Annotated in this window: 14 protein-coding genes and 1 tRNA gene; 3 read left to right on the forward strand and 12 right to left on the reverse strand. The window is 69.8% G+C overall.

Annotated elements, in window-relative coordinates; all coding sequences use genetic code 11:
• Nucleotides 1-6: 6 nt before the first annotated feature.
• Entirely contained in the window at nt 7-1170 is a 1164-nt protein-coding gene (locus tag ACWJI7_RS03800) for a cob(I)yrinic acid a,c-diamide adenosyltransferase (protein WP_479935498.1), read from the reverse strand.
• Between the two features lie 45 nt (nt 1171-1215).
• Between ACWJI7_RS03800 and larE the strand changes: the two genes are divergently transcribed.
• On the forward strand, nt 1216-2076 hold the full coding sequence (gene larE / locus ACWJI7_RS03805; RefSeq protein WP_479935500.1) for an ATP-dependent sacrificial sulfur transferase LarE: 861 nt from the start codon (nt 1216-1218) through the stop codon (nt 2074-2076).
• Nucleotides 2077-2114: 38 nt separating this feature from the next.
• On the opposite strand, the gene speD is transcribed toward larE, so the two are convergent.
• Nucleotides 2115-2603 carry an adenosylmethionine decarboxylase gene (gene speD / locus ACWJI7_RS03810; RefSeq protein WP_479935502.1) on the reverse strand — a complete coding sequence of 163 codons (489 nt, stop codon included), beginning with the start codon at nt 2601-2603 and terminating at the stop codon, nt 2115-2117.
• A gap of 26 nt (nt 2604-2629) precedes the next feature.
• Nucleotides 2630-3787 (reverse strand): DNA replication/repair protein RecF, encoded by a 1158-nt coding sequence (recF, locus tag ACWJI7_RS03815; RefSeq protein WP_479935632.1) that lies wholly within the window; start codon nt 3785-3787, stop codon nt 2630-2632.
• A gap of 76 nt (nt 3788-3863) precedes the next feature.
• Here recF and ACWJI7_RS03820 point away from each other — a divergent pair.
• Nucleotides 3864-3937 (forward strand) — tRNA-Arg (locus ACWJI7_RS03820).
• Nucleotides 3938-4422: 485 nt separating this feature from the next.
• On the opposite strand, the gene ppc is transcribed toward ACWJI7_RS03820, so the two are convergent.
• The 7 genes from ppc to ACWJI7_RS03855 form a co-directional block, all read right to left on the reverse strand.
• Nucleotides 4423-7458: a phosphoenolpyruvate carboxylase gene (gene ppc, locus ACWJI7_RS03825; RefSeq protein WP_479935504.1), complete on the reverse strand. Its 3036-nt coding sequence runs from the start codon at nt 7456-7458 to the stop codon at nt 4423-4425.
• Nucleotides 7455-8606, reverse strand: coding sequence for a glutamate--cysteine ligase (gene gshA, locus ACWJI7_RS03830; RefSeq protein ID WP_479935506.1), 1152 nt, complete (start codon nt 8604-8606; stop codon nt 7455-7457). The genes ppc and gshA overlap by 4 nt, the downstream gene beginning before the upstream one ends.
• On the reverse strand, nt 8603-10126 hold the full coding sequence (locus tag ACWJI7_RS03835) for an anthranilate synthase component I family protein (protein ID WP_479935508.1): 1524 nt from the start codon (nt 10124-10126) through the stop codon (nt 8603-8605). The genes gshA and ACWJI7_RS03835 overlap by 4 nt, the downstream gene beginning before the upstream one ends.
• 121 nt (nt 10127-10247) lie before the next feature.
• Complete coding sequence (psaD, locus tag ACWJI7_RS03840) at nt 10248-10679, reverse strand: photosystem I reaction center subunit II (RefSeq protein ID WP_479935510.1); 432 nt, start codon at nt 10677-10679, stop codon at nt 10248-10250.
• A 116-nt stretch (nt 10680-10795) separates the two neighbouring features.
• Nucleotides 10796-12178, reverse strand: a complete 1383-nt coding sequence (locus ACWJI7_RS03845) for a sensor histidine kinase (protein WP_479935512.1) — start codon at nt 12176-12178, stop codon at nt 10796-10798.
• Nucleotides 12172-13446, reverse strand: a complete 1275-nt coding sequence (gene rodA, locus ACWJI7_RS03850; RefSeq protein ID WP_479935513.1) for a rod shape-determining protein RodA — start codon at nt 13444-13446, stop codon at nt 12172-12174. Before rodA ends, ACWJI7_RS03845 begins: the two co-directional genes overlap by 7 nt.
• Before the next feature lie 5 nt (nt 13447-13451).
• On the reverse strand, nt 13452-14558 hold the full coding sequence (locus ACWJI7_RS03855; RefSeq protein WP_479935515.1) for an Mrp/NBP35 family ATP-binding protein: 1107 nt from the start codon (nt 14556-14558) through the stop codon (nt 13452-13454).
• Between the two features lie 103 nt (nt 14559-14661).
• Here ACWJI7_RS03855 and hemF point away from each other — a divergent pair, with 103 nt between their 5' ends.
• Nucleotides 14662-15759: an oxygen-dependent coproporphyrinogen oxidase gene (gene hemF, locus ACWJI7_RS03860; RefSeq protein ID WP_479935634.1), complete on the forward strand. Its 1098-nt coding sequence runs from the start codon at nt 14662-14664 to the stop codon at nt 15757-15759.
• A 10-nt stretch (nt 15760-15769) separates the two neighbouring features.
• On the opposite strand, the gene ACWJI7_RS03865 is transcribed toward hemF, so the two are convergent.
• A complete protein-coding gene (locus ACWJI7_RS03865) occupies nt 15770-16630 on the reverse strand; it encodes a dehydrogenase (RefSeq protein WP_479935517.1) in 861 nt (286 codons plus the stop codon).
• A gap of 29 nt (nt 16631-16659) precedes the next feature.
• Nucleotides 16660-17214 (reverse strand): cofactor assembly of complex C subunit B, encoded by a 555-nt coding sequence (locus ACWJI7_RS03870; protein ID WP_479935518.1) that lies wholly within the window; start codon nt 17212-17214, stop codon nt 16660-16662.
• Nucleotides 17215-17267 lie beyond the last annotated feature (53 nt).

A 17267-nucleotide genomic window follows, 5' to 3' on the forward strand; every position in this document is an offset into this window, starting at 1 on the left:
GATCGATCAGTAATCGACGCCCCGCTTGAGGTCCACACCCCGCTCAGCGTAGTGCTTGTGGCAGACCATCTCGGAGTGGACGCTGGCCAGATCGAAGTAGGCCGGTGGATTCTTGCAGCGCCCGGTGATGATCACCTCCGTTTCGGCCGGCTTGCGCAGCAGGGTCTGAACGATCGGCTCCACCGGAAGCAGTTCCAGATCCACGGTGGGGTTGAGCTCATCGAGAATCACGGTCTTGTAGAGCCCACTGGAGATGGCGGCGCGGGCGATCTCCCAGGCCCGCTCGGCCTCCACATAGTCGATCGGTTGCTGCTGGCCGCGCCAGACGATGGCGTCGCGGCCCGAGCGCAGATGGTCCACCAGGTGGGGGTAGCTCTCCCGCAGGGCGGCAATCGCGGCATCCTCGGTGTAGCCGCTGCCCCCCTTGAGCCACTGCAGGATCAGCACCCGGTGGCTCTTGTCCTGGCTGATGCCGCGACCGATCGCCTGCAGGGCCTTGCCCAGGGCACTGGTGGATTTGCCCTTGCCTTCGCCCGTGTAGATCTCGATGCCCTCGAGACCGCCCGCCTCGGCGCCGGCGCGGCGGTGGGCGCGCATTTCCGAGTGGAGATCGGCCATCTGCACCAGGGAGCGGGGGGCGCCACGGCCGGTGACGATCACCTCCATCCCCTCCGGCCGGTTGGCCAGGCCGCGCACCACCTCGTCGGTGTCGAGCAGGCCCAGGTCCAGCACCGGATTGAGCTCATCGAGCACGACCACCGAGTAAAGGGCGCTGGCGAGTGCCCCCCGGGCGATGTCCCAGCCGCGCTGGGCCTCCTGGCGATCGAAGCGGGTGGCCTCTTCGGCGCTGAAGAACTCGCCCCGGCCGGTGCGCACCTGGTCGATCAGGTGGGGGAAGCCCTGCTGCAGCGCCTCGATCGCCCCGTCTTCGTCGTAGGTGCGGCCGGGACCCTTGAGGAAGCGCAGCAGCAGCACCCGGGTGCGCTTCTGCTCGCAGATCCCCAGCCCGATGGTGCGCAGGACCACGCCCAGGGCCGCCTGACTCTTGCCCTTGCCGTCCCCGTCGTAGACGTGCAGTTGGCCGAGGTTGCGCTCGTTCGCCCCTGCCGCGGTGCGGATGCCGATCGCCCGGGTGGATCCGCTGGAGGCCGAGGTGGAGAGCGCCGCCATGGGGATCCTTCTACGGTTGGATGCTAACGAGCTGCTCGCGAGGCGATGCCCCCCCAGGCCCTGCATCCCCAGGTGGACAGCCTGTCGCCTGCGCTGGCCGGCCAGCTGGCATCCCTGCGCCAGCTCCTGGGTCGGTTCGGTTCGGTCCTGGTGGCCTACTCCGGGGGCGTCGACAGTGCCCTGGTGGCCGCCATCGCCAGCGAGCAACTGGGGGAGGGGGCGGTGGCGGTCACCGGGGTCTCCCCTGCCCTGGCCCCCCATCTGCTGCGGGAAGCACGCCAGCAGGCCGCCTGGATGGGGATCCGGCACCGGGAAGTTCCCACCGGTGAACTGGAGGATCCGGCCTATGCCGCCAACCCGATCGACCGCTGCTACGCCTGCAAGCGGGAGTTGCATCGGCTGCTGGCGGTCCTGTCGCGGGAGGGGACCCCGGAGGCGCTCCGGCCCCCGGTCCAGGTGGTTGATGGGGTCAACCTGGACGATCTGGGGGACCATCGCCCCGGGATCCGGGCGGCCCGGGAACGGGGAGTGCGCTCCCCCCTCGTCGAGCTGAGCATCGACAAGCCGGCGGTCCGCCAGCTCTCGAAGGCCCTGGGCTTCCCCTGGTGGGACAAACCGGCCCAGCCCTGTCTCGCCTCCCGGTTCCCCTACGGCGAACCCGTCACGGCGAGTCGCCTGGAGCGGGTCGCCGCCGCCGAAGACTGGTTACGGCGCCGCGGCGTGCGGGAGCTGCGGGTGCGCAGCCAGGGGGAGACGGCCCGGATCGAGGTTCCTGCCGATCAGGTCGCCTCATGGCTCGAGCGGCTGCCCCGTGAGGAGTTGGTGGCGGTGTTCCGAGGGTTCGGATTCACCGCCGTGAGCCTGGATCTGGAGGGGCTGGTGAGCGGCAAGCTCAACCGGATCTGACCCAGCGCCGGCGGGGTGGGTCAGCGGGACTGGCTGGATCAGGCGGCCAGCCCGATGGGCTCCCGCAGCTGATCGGCCACGGAGGCCGGGGTTTCGCGCCGGAAGCTCTTGAGCTTGCGGTGGCCGGCATCAAGTTCCTCCGCCAGCACCTGGCAGGCCAGCTCCGGCATGGTGTGGTCACCGCAGGTGAAGACATCCACGGCCGCGTAGCCCGATTCGGGCCAGGTGTGGATCGAGATGTGCGATTCAGCCAATAGAGCCAGGCCCGTCACTCCCTGCGGTTCGAACCGGTGGGTGATCAGATTGAGGAGGGTGGCGCCGGCACGCTTCGCTGCGGTCGTGATGGCGTCCCTGAGAAAGGCTTCGTCGTCGAGCTTGAGCGTGTCGCAGTCGTAAAGCTCGAGGATGCAGTGTTTGCCCACCATGGTGTCGGCGGTGGCACTGGGAGGTTGGGGCTTGGGGCTCGGTTGGCTTTGGGCTCCGTTCCATCCGGGGTGGGGATGGAGGCAGGGCAGGCTCTGGGTCATCGAATCCAGGCAAACAGCCTTTCATCCTAAGGCGGCCCTACCCCCTCCGCCTCCATGTGCTCCGGTTCCATCTGTCCCTGCCGGATCCGCACCAGCTGGGAGGCGTCTCCCCGCCACCCTCCCCGGAACGTCTCCACGTGGGTGGCGCTCACGAGACACTGGTATCCCTCCCCCACCGCATCGAGCAGCAGGCCCTGGCGCTGCGGGTCCAGTTCCGCCAGCACGTCGTCCAGAAGGAGCAGGGGCGGCTGGCCCCAGAGCTGCCGCACCAGCTCGAGTTCCGCCAGTTTCAAGGCCAGCACCAGCGTCCGCTGCTGGCCGGCCGATCCATAGCGCCGGGCTGGCTGGTCCCCCAGCAGCAGAGCCACCTCATCCCGATGGGGGCCCACCAGGCACTGGCCCAGCCGCCGTTCCTCGGCCCGTTGCCGGTGCAACTGCTCGGCCAGGGCCTCCCTCCAGGGGCCTTCCTCCTCGTCCCCCTCCAGTTGGGTGCCGGCCCGATAGCGCAGCTCCAGCCGCTCCCGCCCACCGCTCAGCCGCTCCTGCCAGGCCGCCGCCAGGGGCTCCAGGCGGCGCAGGGCTCGGCTGCGACGGCGATGCAGTCGCGTGCCGACCAGGGCCATCTGCTGGTCGAACGCCTCCTGAAGGGCGTCGAGCTGTCCAGGCCCCTGGGCCAGGCCCCGGCGCAGCAGCTGGCTCCGCTGCCGCAGCAGGCGGCCGTAGCGGGCCAGCAGCTCGCCATAGACCGGCTCGAGCTGCAGCACGACCCGGTCCAGCCACTGGCGCCGCAGGGCCGGTTCGCCCCGGACCAGCTCCAGATCGAGGGCGCTGAAGCCGACGCAGCGCAGCGGACCGATCAGATCATGCTGACGTTCCAGGGTCCTCCCGTTCCGCCGGGCCTGCCGGCCGCCCGAGCGGCGCAGCTCCAGCTCCAGCCGGTCGCTGCCGTCCAGCCGATCCCCGGGGTCGTTCGGCCGGCACCAGCCCCGGACGGTCGCCGTGGCGGCCCCATGGCGGATCAGGTCCCGATCGCTGCCGGTGCGATGGGAACGGAGACTGCCAAGCAGTTCCACCGCCTCAAGCAGGTTGGATTTCCCTTCGCCGTTCGCGCCGATCACCAGCAGCCTCGGCGCCTCCAGCTCGAGCACGAGCTGGCCGTAGTTCCGGAAGTCCAGCAGCTCCAGGCGATGAAGCCGAATGGGTCCGGGGCGGCGTGCGGCTAAGCTAAGCGAGCTGGGACAGGGGTTCCCCCCGCCTCACGGGCATGTAGCTCAGTTGGATAGAGCGTCAGATTCCGGTTCTGAATGTCGGGGGTTCGAGTCCCTCCATGCTCGCTTCATCCACCAGTGCCAGGGGCGCCCCAAGGGTCAGACCCATCGCCCGGATCCCGCCCGGATCCACCAGAAACCCGTGCTTCTGGAGGGCTGCCACCGCTTCGGGGGGTGCTGCCACCGAAATGCTGCAGCCGCTGAGTTCCTTGCGCAGCCGGCTCAGGGCTCCGTGAACCAGCACCGTCAGCACCACCTGCTGCTGGGGATCCTCGGGGGCCGCGGCCAGGTCCCAGAGATTGGCGTTGAGGGCCTGGTCGCTCGTGGCCCGCACGAATCCCACCAGGGTCCCGCTGGGATCCCGCACGGACAGCTGCCAGGCGCTGCGTTCCAGCATCAGCCGGATCCGCTGCTCCGGCCGGGCGATGTCCCCGCAGGCCACCAGCAGGCGGTTGAGTTCGCCGGGCTCCGGCGCCAGCGCGCTCTCCAGGCTGTAGCCCTCCGGAAGGCGGGGAGCGGCAGGTTGGACGCGAAAGGGGATCAAGCGCTCCTCAGCCGGTGTTGCGCATCCCGGCAGCGATGCCGTTGATGGTGAGGAGGGCGCCGCGCAGCAGTTCGCTGCGGCTGTAGGTGCGGCCATCGTGTCCGTCGCCGATGGCCTCGCTCATCGGCGGCTGGCGGTTCTGGTCCCGGAGCCGGCGCAGCAGCGCCACCTGCAGGAAGCCCAGCGGCACGATGGTGCGGTTGCGCAGGTCCACCGAGAGTTGCAGGGCCGGATCGCCGTCCAGCAGCCGGGTATGGCCCGAGATCGTCAGCACCAGGTCACGGGTGAGCACGAACTCGGCGGCGATCACCGCGAAGATGCGCTCGAATGCCTCGCGGTGGGATGGCCGTCCCAGGGCCTGCACGTAGTGGTGGGCCAGATCCAGATCCACCTTCGAGAGGGTCATCTCCACCTTGGAGATCAGCATCCGGAAGAAGGGCCAGCGCTGGTAGAGCAGCCTCAGCAGCTCGATCTGATCCGGGTCCTGCTGGAGTTCCTCCTGCAGGGCGGCGCCGACGCCGAACCAGCTGGGCAGCAGGAAACGGCTCTGGGTCCAGCCGAACACCCAGGGGATGGCCCGCAGGCTGGAGAGATCCTTGGCGCCGCTCTTGCGCCGGGCCGGCCGGCTGGAGATCTGCAGCTTGCTGATTTCCTCGATCGGGGTGACCTGCTGAAAGAACTCAACCAGGTCGGGGTTGTCATGCACCAGGGTTCGGTAGTGCTGGCGGGAGCGGGCACCGAGGCGTCCCATCAGTTCGTTCCAGCTGGGGGTGTCGTCGACGCTGGTGCTCACCAGGCTGTTCTGGAGAACCGCGGTGGTGACTGTTTCCAGGTTGTAGAGGGCCAGCTCGGGCAGGGAGTACTTCGAGGCCAGCACTTCCCCCTGCTCGGTGATCTTGATGCGGCCGTTGAGGGTGCCGCTGGGCTGGGCCAGGATCGCCTGATAGGCCGGACCGCCCCCCCGTCCGACCGAGCCGCCCCGCCCGTGGAAAATGCGCAGGGCCACATCGTGGCGGCTGGCCAGGCGCTGCAGGGCGATCTGGGCCTTGTGGATTTCCCAGTTGCTGGAGAGAAAGCCGGAATCCTTGTTGCTGTCGGAATAGCCGAGCATCACCTCCTGCAAAGGCTTCTCGGCATCGCCGCTGCTGGCCAGCAAGGCGAGGTAGAAGGGCTCGGCGAACAGGCGCTCCATCACGGCCGGCGCGCGCTGCAGATCTTCCACGGTTTCGAACAGCGGCACCACCAGGAGCTGGGTCTGCACCGCCTTCGGATCCACCAGGCCCACCTCCTTGGCCAGCAGCATCACCTCGAGCAGGTCGGAGACCGTGTGGGCCATCGAGATGACATAGCTGCGGCAGATGCGTGCACCGAATTCCTCCTGGAGCCGCTGCAGCATGCGGAAGACCGCGAAGGTTTCCGTGGTGGCGGCGCTCCAGCGGGCGGCGGGCGGCAACAGGGGCCGGCGGGTCTGCAGCTCCTGGAGGAGCCACTCCACTCGCTGCTCCTCCTCCATCTCGCCGTAGGGCACCGGCAGCTGCAGATACCGGGTGAGCTCGTCAAGGGCATCACTGTGGCGGGTGCTCTCCTGGCGGATGTCGAGGCTGGCCAGGCAGAAGGCGAAGATGTGCACCTGGCTGAGCAGTTTCAGCAACGGCTCGCAGCTGAGACCGGTGGTGTCGAGGCTGTCGCGCAGCAGCTCCAGGTCTGTGCGCAGTTCACCCACCGAGCCGTAGTGCAGCTCGGGCGGGGCGGCGGCCATCGGGCCGGTGCCGGGGATGAGCACGGCGGGACCGGCGCTTTCGCAGGGGGATTCCCAGCCGGCTTCGGCCAGCTGCTGATTGCGATGGTGGGTGAGCTGCAGGCGCTCCACGATGTAGCTGAGCTTGAGCCGGTAGGGCTCGAGCCGGTAGCGCGCCGCCCGTTCCTCGTAGATCTCCGGGAAGCGCAGCCGGTCCATTTCGAGCGATTCCAGCAGCGGAGCGCTCACCTGGCTCCATTGCATCGAGATGCTGAGCTGGTCGCGCAGGTCCTGCACCGCGGCGATGTAGCGCTCGATCATCAGCTGGCGCTGGAAGCAGGCGGTGCGCCAGGTGATCTCCGGGGTGACGGAGGGGTTGCCATCCCGGTCGGCGCCCACCCAGGAGCCGAAGGTGCAGAAGGCATCACGGGGTGGGGCCACATCCGGATAGCTGCAGCGCAGGGCGGTGTGGATCCGCTGCCGCAGCAGCGGCATGGCATCGAACAGCACCTGCTGGAAATAGTGCAGGGCGTAATCCACCTCATCGAGCACCGAGGGCTTGAACTGGTGCAGCTCATCGGTGCGCCACCAGAGCCGGATCTCCTCCTCCAGCTGGAGCCGAAGGCTGCGCTCGTCCTGCAGTTCGGTGGGGCTGTCCTGCTGGAGGCGGTGAATCAGGGCCGCCACCCGCCGCTGCTTGTGCCGCACGGTGTGCCGCACGATCTCGGTGGGGTGGGCGGTGAACACCAGCCGGATGTCCAGCTCCCTCAGCAGGGTTTCGATCTGGCCCGGGGGGACATTCAGGCCCCGTAGGCGGGTGAACAGTTCGCGGAAGGTGGCCGGGTCGGTCTGGCTGGCCAGCGGTGGGGCGAAGGGATCGGGAGCGGCCGGGGTGGTGCCCTCCTGCAGGCTGGCCAGATAGCTGTCCTCTTCGATGTGCTGCTCGAGGATGTTGACGAGCTGGAAATAGAGCGAGAAGGCCCGGGCGGCCGCGATCGCCTCGGAGAGCTCCATCTCCCGGATCAACGCCACGATCGCCGCGGTGGTGTCCCGCTCCTGAAGAGTCTCGTCGCAGGGATCACTCAGGCGCTTGAGCCGCAGCAGGCGCTCGGTCTGCTCGGGTGGACACTCGCTGCGCAGCACGGTCTGCCAGAGATCCTCGACCAGTTCGAGCCGTTCCCCCAGCAGCCGGGTGACCCGCGGTGCGGGCTGGACCACCTCAAGGCTGGGTTCCAGCTCGGCTGGCGTGGCAGGCAGGGTCTGCCGCATGGGGGCCGGCGCGGTGGAGGAAGGATCCATGATCATCCCAAAGTGTCCACAACGGCTGTGTTGAGCGGTGCCGGATCGCCTTCGCTCGCGCGCATCGCCTCCGCCGCCTCCGCCAGGATCGTGGGGATGGGGACGCCCGCCGCCTGTCCCTCCAGCCAGCGCATGGCCTGGTTCCCCCGTTCCAGCACCGGCCCGAGCGGCGCCAGCCAGGGGGCGAGGCCCTCCTGCTCGGCCAGGGGCATCAGGGCCTCCAGCTCGCGCCGGATCCAGGCCCGTGCCGTCAGCGGTACTCCGCTCCTCCAGTCGTGCAGCACCGCGTCCAGGCTGGAGCGGGCGGCCTCCCGATCGTTGCGGTCGGCCAGTTCGGCCAGCTGCCCGGGATTGAGGCTGCTGGCGCGCAGCGGGTCGTGGGCACCCGGGTCGGCGATCACCTGCCGCAGCCGCAGCTCGGTGAAGGCCGTCACCGCCAGCAGCAGCCTCGGATCACTGATCAGATCGCAGATGCGGATCTCCAGGCGATTGAGATCGTGGGGACGGTCCTGGCCGTTCGGCCGCACCGAGGTCCAGAGGTGGCGCACGTTCCGCATCGTGCCGGCGGTCAGCTGCTGCTCCATCCAGGCGATGTAGTGCCGATGGTCGAGGAAGAGGGGCACCTTCTTCGGGGTCAGGGGGAACTGGAGCCAGCGTTGGGAATGGGCACCCGTGGCCACGCCATCGAGAAACGGGGAGCTGGCGCTCAGGGCCAGCAGCAGGGCGGCCTCGCAGCGGATCAGCCGGCAGCCCGCGAACAGGGGATCCATGGCCGTCAGCCCCAGGTTGATGTGGACGCTGGCGGTGACCACCCGGGTGCCGTAGCTGGCTTCGATGAAGTCGTGGTATGGATTGGATGGATCGGAGCGCTCGAAGCGGTGGCTGTCGCCCAGGCTGAGGGTGCTGCCCGGCAACAGGGTCAGCCCCCGTTCCTCGAGCCAGCGCCGCAGCCGACGCCGGGGTTCGAGCAACAGGTGCAGCTGCCGGTTGTAGTCGGCATCCGGAGGGGTGATGTATTCGAGGTTGCGGTGATCCGGTTCGGTCACGAAGCCATCGAGGGCTGCGGCGGCCTGCTCCGCCACCCCCACCACGCGGCCATCGGCCCTGCCGGTGAACAGTTCCACCTCGAATCCCTTCAGCAGCGAGCCCCTCACGGCTGCTCTCCCTGGAGACAGGCCAGGGCCTTGAGCAGGCCACGGGCCTTGTTGAGGGTTTCCTGGTACTCGGCCGCCGGCTGGGAATCGGCCACCAGCCCGGCGCCGGCCTGCACCTGCACCCGCCAGCCGCCGGCGGGATCGGGCAGCACCACCATGGTGCGGATCGTGATCGCGGTGTTGAGGGCGCCGCCGAGATCCACGGCTCCGTAGACGCCCGAATAGGGGCCGCGGGCCTGGGGTTCGTGGGCGTGGATCAGCTGCATCGCCCTGATCTTCGGTGCTCCGCTGACCGTGCCGGCGGGGAAGGAGGCCTGCAGCAGGTCCCAGACGTCATGGTCCGCATCGAGCAGGCCTTCCACCTGGCTGACGATGTGCATGACGTGCGAGTAGCGCTCGATCACCATCAGCTCCGTGACCGCCACACTGCCCGGCCGGCAGACCCGGCCCAGGTCGTTGCGGCCCAGATCGACCAGCATGACGTGCTCGGCCCGTTCCTTCGGATCGGCGAGCAGGTCCCGCTCCAGGGCCTGATCCTCCGCCCGGGTCTGGCCCCGCGGCCGGGTGCCGGCGATCGGCCGCAGCGAGGCTCGCACGCCCCCCTCGACCGGTTCGGCCTTCACCATCACCTCGGGGCTGGAGCCGATCAGGTACCAGCCGCCGAAATTGAAGAAGGCCATGTAGGGGGACGGGTTCACCATCCGCAGGCTGCGGTAGAGCTCGAACGGATCGCGCGCGATCCGGGTTTCCAAGCGTTGGCTCAGCACCAGTTGGAACACGTCTCCGGCGGCGATGTGCTCCCGAGCCGCCCCGACGGCCGCCTCGAAGTCGTCACGGCTGCGGTTGCTCGTGGTCGGCAGATCCACGGTCGGCTCCGGATCCCAGCGCAGGGGGCTGACCCCCGCCGGCAGGGGGGCCTGCATCCGGCGCTCCAGGCTGTCGATCCGCTCCTGGGCATCGGCGTAGGCCTCCTGGGCATCGCCGCCGCCGCTCAGATCGGCGTAGGCCACGGCCGTGATCTGCCGCTTCACCTGGTCGAACACCAGCAGGCTGTCGGTCAGCATCCAGCAGCCATCTGGGGGGGCGTCGGGGAGGTTGGGGTGGACAGGCACCCGTGGTTCGATCCAGCGGATCAGCTCATAGCCCCAGAAGCCGAACAGCTGCCCCACCGCCGGCAGACCTGGGATCGAGACGGGGCGCAGGCCCTCCAGGCAGCCGCGCAGCAGATCGAAGGGGTTGCCGCGAAGCTCCCGGCGGCGGCCGTCGCGCCAGATCTGCTCGCCCCGGTCAGCTCGGACAGAGAGGGTCCAGAGCGGATCGGTGGCCACGAAGCTCCAGCGACCCAGCTGTTCGCCGCCCTCCACGGACTCCAGCAGAACGCCATGGCTGCCGCCGGCTCCCACCTTCAACCAGGTCGTGAGCGGAGTCTCGAGATCGGCGGGCCAGCGGCGGGTGAGCGGGATGAAGGTGTGGCCGGCCGCCGCCTGTGCCAGGAACGCGTCGCGATCGGGAAAGGGCATCACGGCAACGGCCAGGCATAAAAAACGGGGCTCCCGGCCCCGCCTTTCTACAGGTTGGAGGATCCCGGTCCGAGGGGCTGGCGAGGCAGCGCAGCCGGGGGGATCCTGGAGCGCTCAGGGCTCAGGAATCGTAGGTGTTGCGGCCGGAGAACTTGAGAGTGGAGGGGTCGGGATTCTCGCCGATGCGACGGGGATTGTGCCCCACGATCGGGCGACCCTCGTTCACTTTTTCGGGGAAGACCCCATCCTTGGGATGGAGATATTCCGTGTCACCACCCGGGAAGATCCGGTAAATCTTGAAATCTTCGATCCGGGGCTTGAACTTGGTGCGCAGTTGGGTGCCCAGGGCCAGGCACTGCTCCTTGCGGGCGAAGTACATGATGTTCTCCCCCTCGTTCATCTCGGCCGCGCCACCCGTGGGCAGTTCAAACACCTGGGCCTTGCCGCTGGTCCAGGTGATGGCGTACTTCTCCTCGGTTTCAGCGGAATTGAGCAGACCGCCCGTGCTGCCGATGGACTTGGGAAGTTGACCGCTCAGCGCCGTTGCTGTCATGGCTGTTGGGGGAGGTGAGTCGGCGGACCCATCTCTGAGCCGGCGAACCATTTCGGCTGGAAACTAGCACCGAGATTCGGGGCCGCCCTGGGGCTTCGGCGCTCTCTTCACACCCGTCAACAAACCGGATCGCCCGGCGGCTCCGGGCTCTCCGCCACGGGAAAGAACACCGTCAGGCCACTGCCGTGGCGTTCGGTGAGGCGGCCCCCCAGGCTGTGGAACAGCCGCTGGGTGGCCTGGCGGCTGAGCTGCAGGCTTCCGGTGCGCGGATTCCAGCTCAGCACCGGGCTGAGGACGGCGTCATCGCCAGCCTCTCCGGGCGGGGGGAGCGCTTCGGACGCCTGATCATCGCTGCGGAGCTGCAGCTTCAGACGCGATCCCGCCGGTTGCAGCCGGATCAGCACGGTGCGGCCGGCCGGAAGTGAGCGGATGAAGCGGTCGATCAGGCCGCCAAGCATGCTTTCCAGGCGGTTCGGGTCGCTCAGCACCGGAGGCAGCTGGGGGGCGATCTCCAGGCGCAGTCCCAGGCCGCGGCGGCGCAGCTGCCGTTCCCAGAGGTCCTGGAACTGAAGCAGCAAGTCAGCCAGATCGGTACGGGCGAGCACCTGGACCGGCCGCGGGGAGCGCTGCAGCTCGGCGGCATGGAAGATCAATCCGAACCGGTCGATCTGCTCGCTGCATTCGCTGTCGATCTGCTCGAGCCGCTGCCGCACCAGCACGGGCAGGTCCACCCGTCGCAGCAGGGAGCGGATCAGGGTGCGGATTGTGGCCAGAGGGGTGCGCACCTCATGGGTGAGGGCCTCGAGCAGGGCCAGCTCGTCGTCGCTCTGCTGGTGCGGGTCGCTGCTGTGGACCATGGGCTGGAGGGTGAGGCTCGGAGCCATCGCCGACAGCCGCTCCCCCAGGCGCGGCCAGAAACGAAGCGCTGCCCCCTCCTCGCTGCGCAGCGGCCCGAGATCCCGGAGGGCACGGCGCAGGCGACTGCCCGCGTCCGGGGCCGAGGTCTGCAGCCGCTCATCCACGAGCCGGAGGGCTTCCGAGAGGGTTGCCGGATCGAAGCGCACCAGCAGCCGGCGCTGCTGGGGTGGCCCCTCCAGGGCCAGGGCCAGCTGCAGTCCGGGGGTGATCAGCAGCAGCAGGGGGTCGGTGCCGTCCTCGGGCTCGAGGGGCAGCTGCTCGAATCCCACGGCTTCGCCCATCGCCGGGTCCGGCGTTCGCCCCCGCGTGCCCGGCAACTGGGGTGGAGCGGGGTGGAGCAGGCTCTTGATCTCCGCCGGCGTCCACACCCAGCCCTGCAACGGCCGGAGCACCTCCGGTTCGTAGAGGGCCGGCAGCGGAGAGGCCAGCCAGACCCCACGCAAGGGAGCCAGGGGAGGGAGCAGATCCTCCTGGAGAGTGGCCAGAGCCGCCCACCACAGGCGTCGGACGCTGTCTTCGTCGCTTTGCCCGGGGGGCACATCCCTGGCCAGGCACTGCCGCAGCTCGGCCAGGTTCACCATCGGCGCTGGGGGGAGCGGCCCCGCCGGGCCACCGAAGCGCACAGTCCCAGGGAGATGAAGTTCACCAGCATGGCCGAGCGGCCGTAGCTGAGCCAGGGCAGCGGGATCCCGGTGATCGGTCCCAGGCCGATCGTCATGTTGATGTTCACCACCACCTGGAACATCAGCATCGCGCCGATGCCCACCACCACCAGCGACTCGTAGTCGGTCCGGGCCCGGCCGGCGATCTGCAGCAGGCGCCACATCAGCAGCACGAACCCGAGCACCACCAGCATCGAGCCGACGAATCCGGTCTCCTCGCCCAGGGCGCTGAAGATGAAGTCAGTGTGCTGTTCGGGGATGAAGCGGAGCCTGGTGAGGGCGCCATGCATCAGTCCGGTGCCCCACAGACCACCGGAACCGATGCCCACCGTGCTCTGCAGCAGGTGGTACCCGCCGCCGAGGGGGTCCTGGGAGGGGTCGAGAAACAGGGTGAGCCGCGCCCGCTGGTGGGCCTTGAGGCCGTGCAGCCAGAGCCAGGGGGTGCCCGCGGCGAAACAGCCCTGCACCGCCAGCACCACGGCCAGAGCCACCCCCTTCCAGGGGAGGCACCGCCAGGCCACCAGCCCCATCAGGGGGATCCAGGCCAGCAGCGCCCAGGGCAGGGTGCCGGCAAGGATGGCCGTGACCAGGGGCGAGAGCAGCAGCAGCAGCCAGGCCGCTGGCATCCCCGACCAGAACATCATCACCAGCAGCACCGCTCCGAACACCAGCGAGGTGCCCAGGTCGGGCTGGATGAACACGAGCAGCCACGGCACGCTGATCATGGCCACGGGGCGCACCAGATCCACCGGCCGCTCGACCGGAAACCGGGAGAGCACTCCGGCCAGCAAGAGGATCGCGGCCACCTTGGCGAATTCCGATGGCTGCACGTTGAAGCCGCCGATGTTGATCCAGCTCTGGGCTCCGAGGGCGCTCACCCCCACCAGCCTCACCGCCACCAGGCTGGCCACCATCAGGCCGTAGATCGGCCACTGGAACCGGGCGATCCGCTCCAGCGGCAGCCGGGCCAACAGCAGGGCGATCGCCAGCCCCACCCCGGCCGCCACCCAATGCTGATACCAGTCGGCGTAGTCGGCCTGGCGCTGGGTGCTGGCGATCAGGATGCCGGCGACGCTCACCAGGGCCAGGGGGATGCCCCACAGCACCAGATCGACCTCCTGGAGCCGCCGCCGCCGGGGCGGACGCGTGCCCGAGAAGATGCTGCGCCGGCTGCCCAGCAAGGCCATCCAGATCAGGCCGGCATCAGGCTGGGGCTGACCAGGCGCTCGGCCAGGGCCACGAAGGCCCGGGCCGTGGCCGAGCCCGGCTGGGAGAGCACCACCGGCACGCCGCTATCCCCGCCCTCCACCACGGTGAGCTCGAGCGGCAGCTGGGCCAGCAGGGGGACCCCCGCTTCGGCGGCCAGCGACTGGCCGCCGCCGCTGCCGAAGATCGCGTAGCGGGCCTCGGGCCGGTCGGGCGGAATGAAGACACTCATGTTCTCCACCACCCCCAGCACGGACACCCCCATCTGCAGGAACATCGCCAGGCCGCGGCGGGCATCCTGAAGCGAGACCCGCTGCGGCGTGGTGACGATCACCACGCCGGCGATCGGCACGGCCTGGGCCAGGGTGAGCTGGGCGTCGCCCGTGCCCGGCGGCAGGTCCACCACCAGCACATCCTTCTCCCCCCAGTCGGCCTGGTAAAGGAACTGGCGGATGATGCCGTTGAGCATGGGTCCGCGCCAGGTGACCGGCTGGTTCTCCTGGATCAGCAGGCCCATCGACACCATGGCGACACCGCAGGTGTCGATCGGAACGAGGACCTGCTCGCTGCCGCTGCCGCGCACCTCCGGCGTGCGGTCGGCGACGCCGAGCATGGTGGGGGCGTTGGGGCCGTAGATGTCGGCGTCGAGCAGGCCCACCCGCAGGCCGCTGCGGGCCAGGGCGCAGGCCAGATTCACCGCCACGGTGCTCTTGCCGACGCCGCCCTTGCCGCTGCTGACGGCGATCACCTGTTTCACGCCGGGGATGCCCCGGCGCTCGGGCAGCGCCCCCGAGCCCCCGGCCCCGTGGCCCGCCCCGCCGATCGGCGCCCCCTCCGGACGGCCCCCGGCGGGGAGCTGGGCCAGCTCGATCTGCACGTCTTCAACCGTCTCGAGGGCCAGCAGGGCGGCCCGGGCCTCGGCGGCGATCCGCTCCCGCTGGCTGGTGGCGTAGCCGGGCAGGGCGAGGCGGAACACCACCCGGGCCTCCGGGCTGCGGACCTGGCTGATCCAGCCGAGCTCCAGCAGGCTGCGGCCAGTGCCCGAATCCTGCAGGGGTTCCAGGGCGGCGAGGGCCTCGTCAACAGTGGCCATCGGAGCAGACGCGCACGAAGATCGATCCTAGGCGCCCTCCCCGTGACAGAGGCTCTCGAACCCTTGTGCCGGGGCGCGGCAGGCTGGAATGGTGGGCAGGTTCATGGTGCCCCCAGGGGTGAGAGGGTCAGTGGTGGAGCAGCGCGAAGGAGTGGGCACCGCCCCGTCGGCGGCGATGGAGCTGCCGCCCCCCGAGTCCCGGTCCCGGGCCAGGCAGCTGCTGATGGGCCTGCAGGAGAGCATCTGCGCCGGCCTGGAGGCCCTGGATGGGGAGGGCACCTTCCAGGAGGAGAGCTGGCAGCGAGCGGAGGGCGGCGGCGGCCGCTCCCGGGTGATGAAGGAGGGGCGGATCTTCGAGCAGGGAGGTGTGAACTTCTCGGAGGTGGAGGGGGATCTGCTGCCGCCGTCGATCCTGGCCCAGCGGCCGGAGGCGGCGGGTCAGAGCTGGTTCGCCACCGGGACCTCGATGGTGCTGCACCCCCGCAACCCCTATGTGCCCACCGTCCACCTCAATTACCGCTATTTCGAGGCCGGGCCGGTCTGGTGGTTCGGCGGCGGGGCCGATCTCACCCCCTACTACCCCTTCCTGGCGGACGCCCGCCATTTCCATCGCACCCTGCAGGGCGCCTGCGACAGCGTCGATCCGGCCTACTACCCGGTGTTCAAGCCCTGGTGCGACGACTACTTCTTCCTGAAGCACCGCGGGGAGACCCGCGGCATCGGTGGCATCTTCTACGACTACCAGGATCCCGGCGGCCTGCTCTACAAGGGCCAGGATCCCGGCGGTCCCGCCGCCCGGGTGGCCGCGACCACTGGCCCCATCGCCCAGTCGTGGGAGCAGCTCTTCCAGCTGGCCGGCGCCTGCGGCTCGGCCTTCCTGCCCAGCTACGTGCCGATCGTGGAGAAGCGCCATCCCCTGCCCTTCGGGGAGCGGGAACGGCAGTTCCAGCTCTACCGCCGTGGCCGCTACGTGGAGTTCAACCTGGTGTTCGATCGCGGCACGATCTTCGGGCTCCAGACCAACGGCCGCACCGAATCGATCCTGATGTCGCTGCCACCTCTGGTGCGCTGGGAGTACGGCTACACCCCTGAGCCGGGCAGTCGCGAAGCGCTGCTCACCGATCTGTTCACCCGGCCCCAGAACTGGTTCACCGATCCCAGCCTGGAGGTCCGCTGCGGGCCCCTGGGTGCGCTCGACTGAGCCCGCCGGCTCAGCCCAGTTGCGGCGGCTGGGCTCCCCTGCCCCGTTCGAGGGCATCCACCACCCGGGCGGCGATGGCGTCGAGGCTGGCCTCCCGGCTCAGGGGGTTCCGCAGGGCGGTCTCCAGCGGCCGCTCCAGCTTGCCGATCTCGAGCAGGGCGATGCCCCGACGGGGGCCACCGAGGCCGCCGCGGAAGTGGATCGGGAAGGCGCCGAACGCCTCGGCCAGCCGTTCGTCCAGGCGGCTGGGGGGTCGATGCAACGGGGGGATCAGGCCCGAGCCGAAACCGTCGGGGCCATAGGCGTCGTAATGGATTTCCAGGGCGTAGCCCCCCCGCAGCGCGTGGCGGCGTCCCACGCTCCAGTTGGTGCGGGGATCATTCCCGTCGGCGATGCTCCGCAGCGGTGGCACATAGAGCTGCAGGGGCAGCCCGCGCTGGACTCCAAGCCGCACCACCCGCTCGGCGGTGAACAGATTCCAGTAGAGCTCGTCGCGGATCCCGGGCTGCATCGGCGCCGCCCCGAGCCGATCCACCGCTTCACCGGCGGTGCCCGCACCGGCCATTCCCTGGGAATCGGCATGGCCCGCCATCACCAGGATGGGCAGATCCGCCGCGACGCTGCGGCGGCCGATCCAGTTCTTGACCAGGGCGCTGCGGGGGCCGGTCAGGGGATCGAACGATGGGAGAGCCGGGGCTTCGAGGGCGCTCGAGAGGATCAGCCCGAGCGCCAGGGCCAGCACCAGGCCCAGGGACAGGACGGGGCCCGCCCCGCGGCGTGCGCCACCAGCGGGGAACCGGCGCGGTCGTCGGGGGCTCCGGACGCGCCAGTGGGGCCTTCGGTTGGGCTCCTGGGCGGGTGAGGTTGGCATGGCGGCGGCGGTGACGGGGGGGATCGTCGTCAGATCGGAGAGCTCAGCAGCGCTCCGTCGCTGGCCAGTTGCAGCTGCGGACCCAGTTCCAGCTCCAGGGCGATCAGTTCGTCCCGGTGGGCCCGCAGCCGCAGGCTGCTGAGCGGGGCGTCGTCGTCGCTGATCAGGCGCAGTTCCACGGCCTCCTCCCGGGCGGAGCGCCGCCGGTAGATCAGGCCGGCCAGGGGACCGAGCAGGGCCAGCAGCAGTGGCCACCAGCCCAGCCCAGGCAGGACCTGCCGCAGCACCAGACCCAGGCAGGCGGCCCCCACGCTCCCCAGCAGGGAGAGGAGCAGGGTCAGAGTTCCACTGGCGCTGACCTGGCCGCGGAAGCGCAACAGGCGGCGGCCCGGATCCCCCGCTTCCGCCTTCCAGCCGCGCAGCACCAGCCACTGGCTGAGACCATCCAGCACTTCCAGGGCGGGGCGGGGCGAGTGCACCTCCACCACCGTGGTGCGGTCCTTGCTGGCGGCACGCAGGAAGAACACGAGCCCCACGGCCAGCAACAAGGTGAGCAGCAGGGTGGAGGCCAGGGCGGGGGCCATGGGCGCTGGGCGGGGCGATCGGGGCATTCTCCCCCGTCCGAGCTGCGACCGGG

It is taken from the genome of Cryptocyanus atlanticus LEGE 06306 (assembly GCF_056633155.1).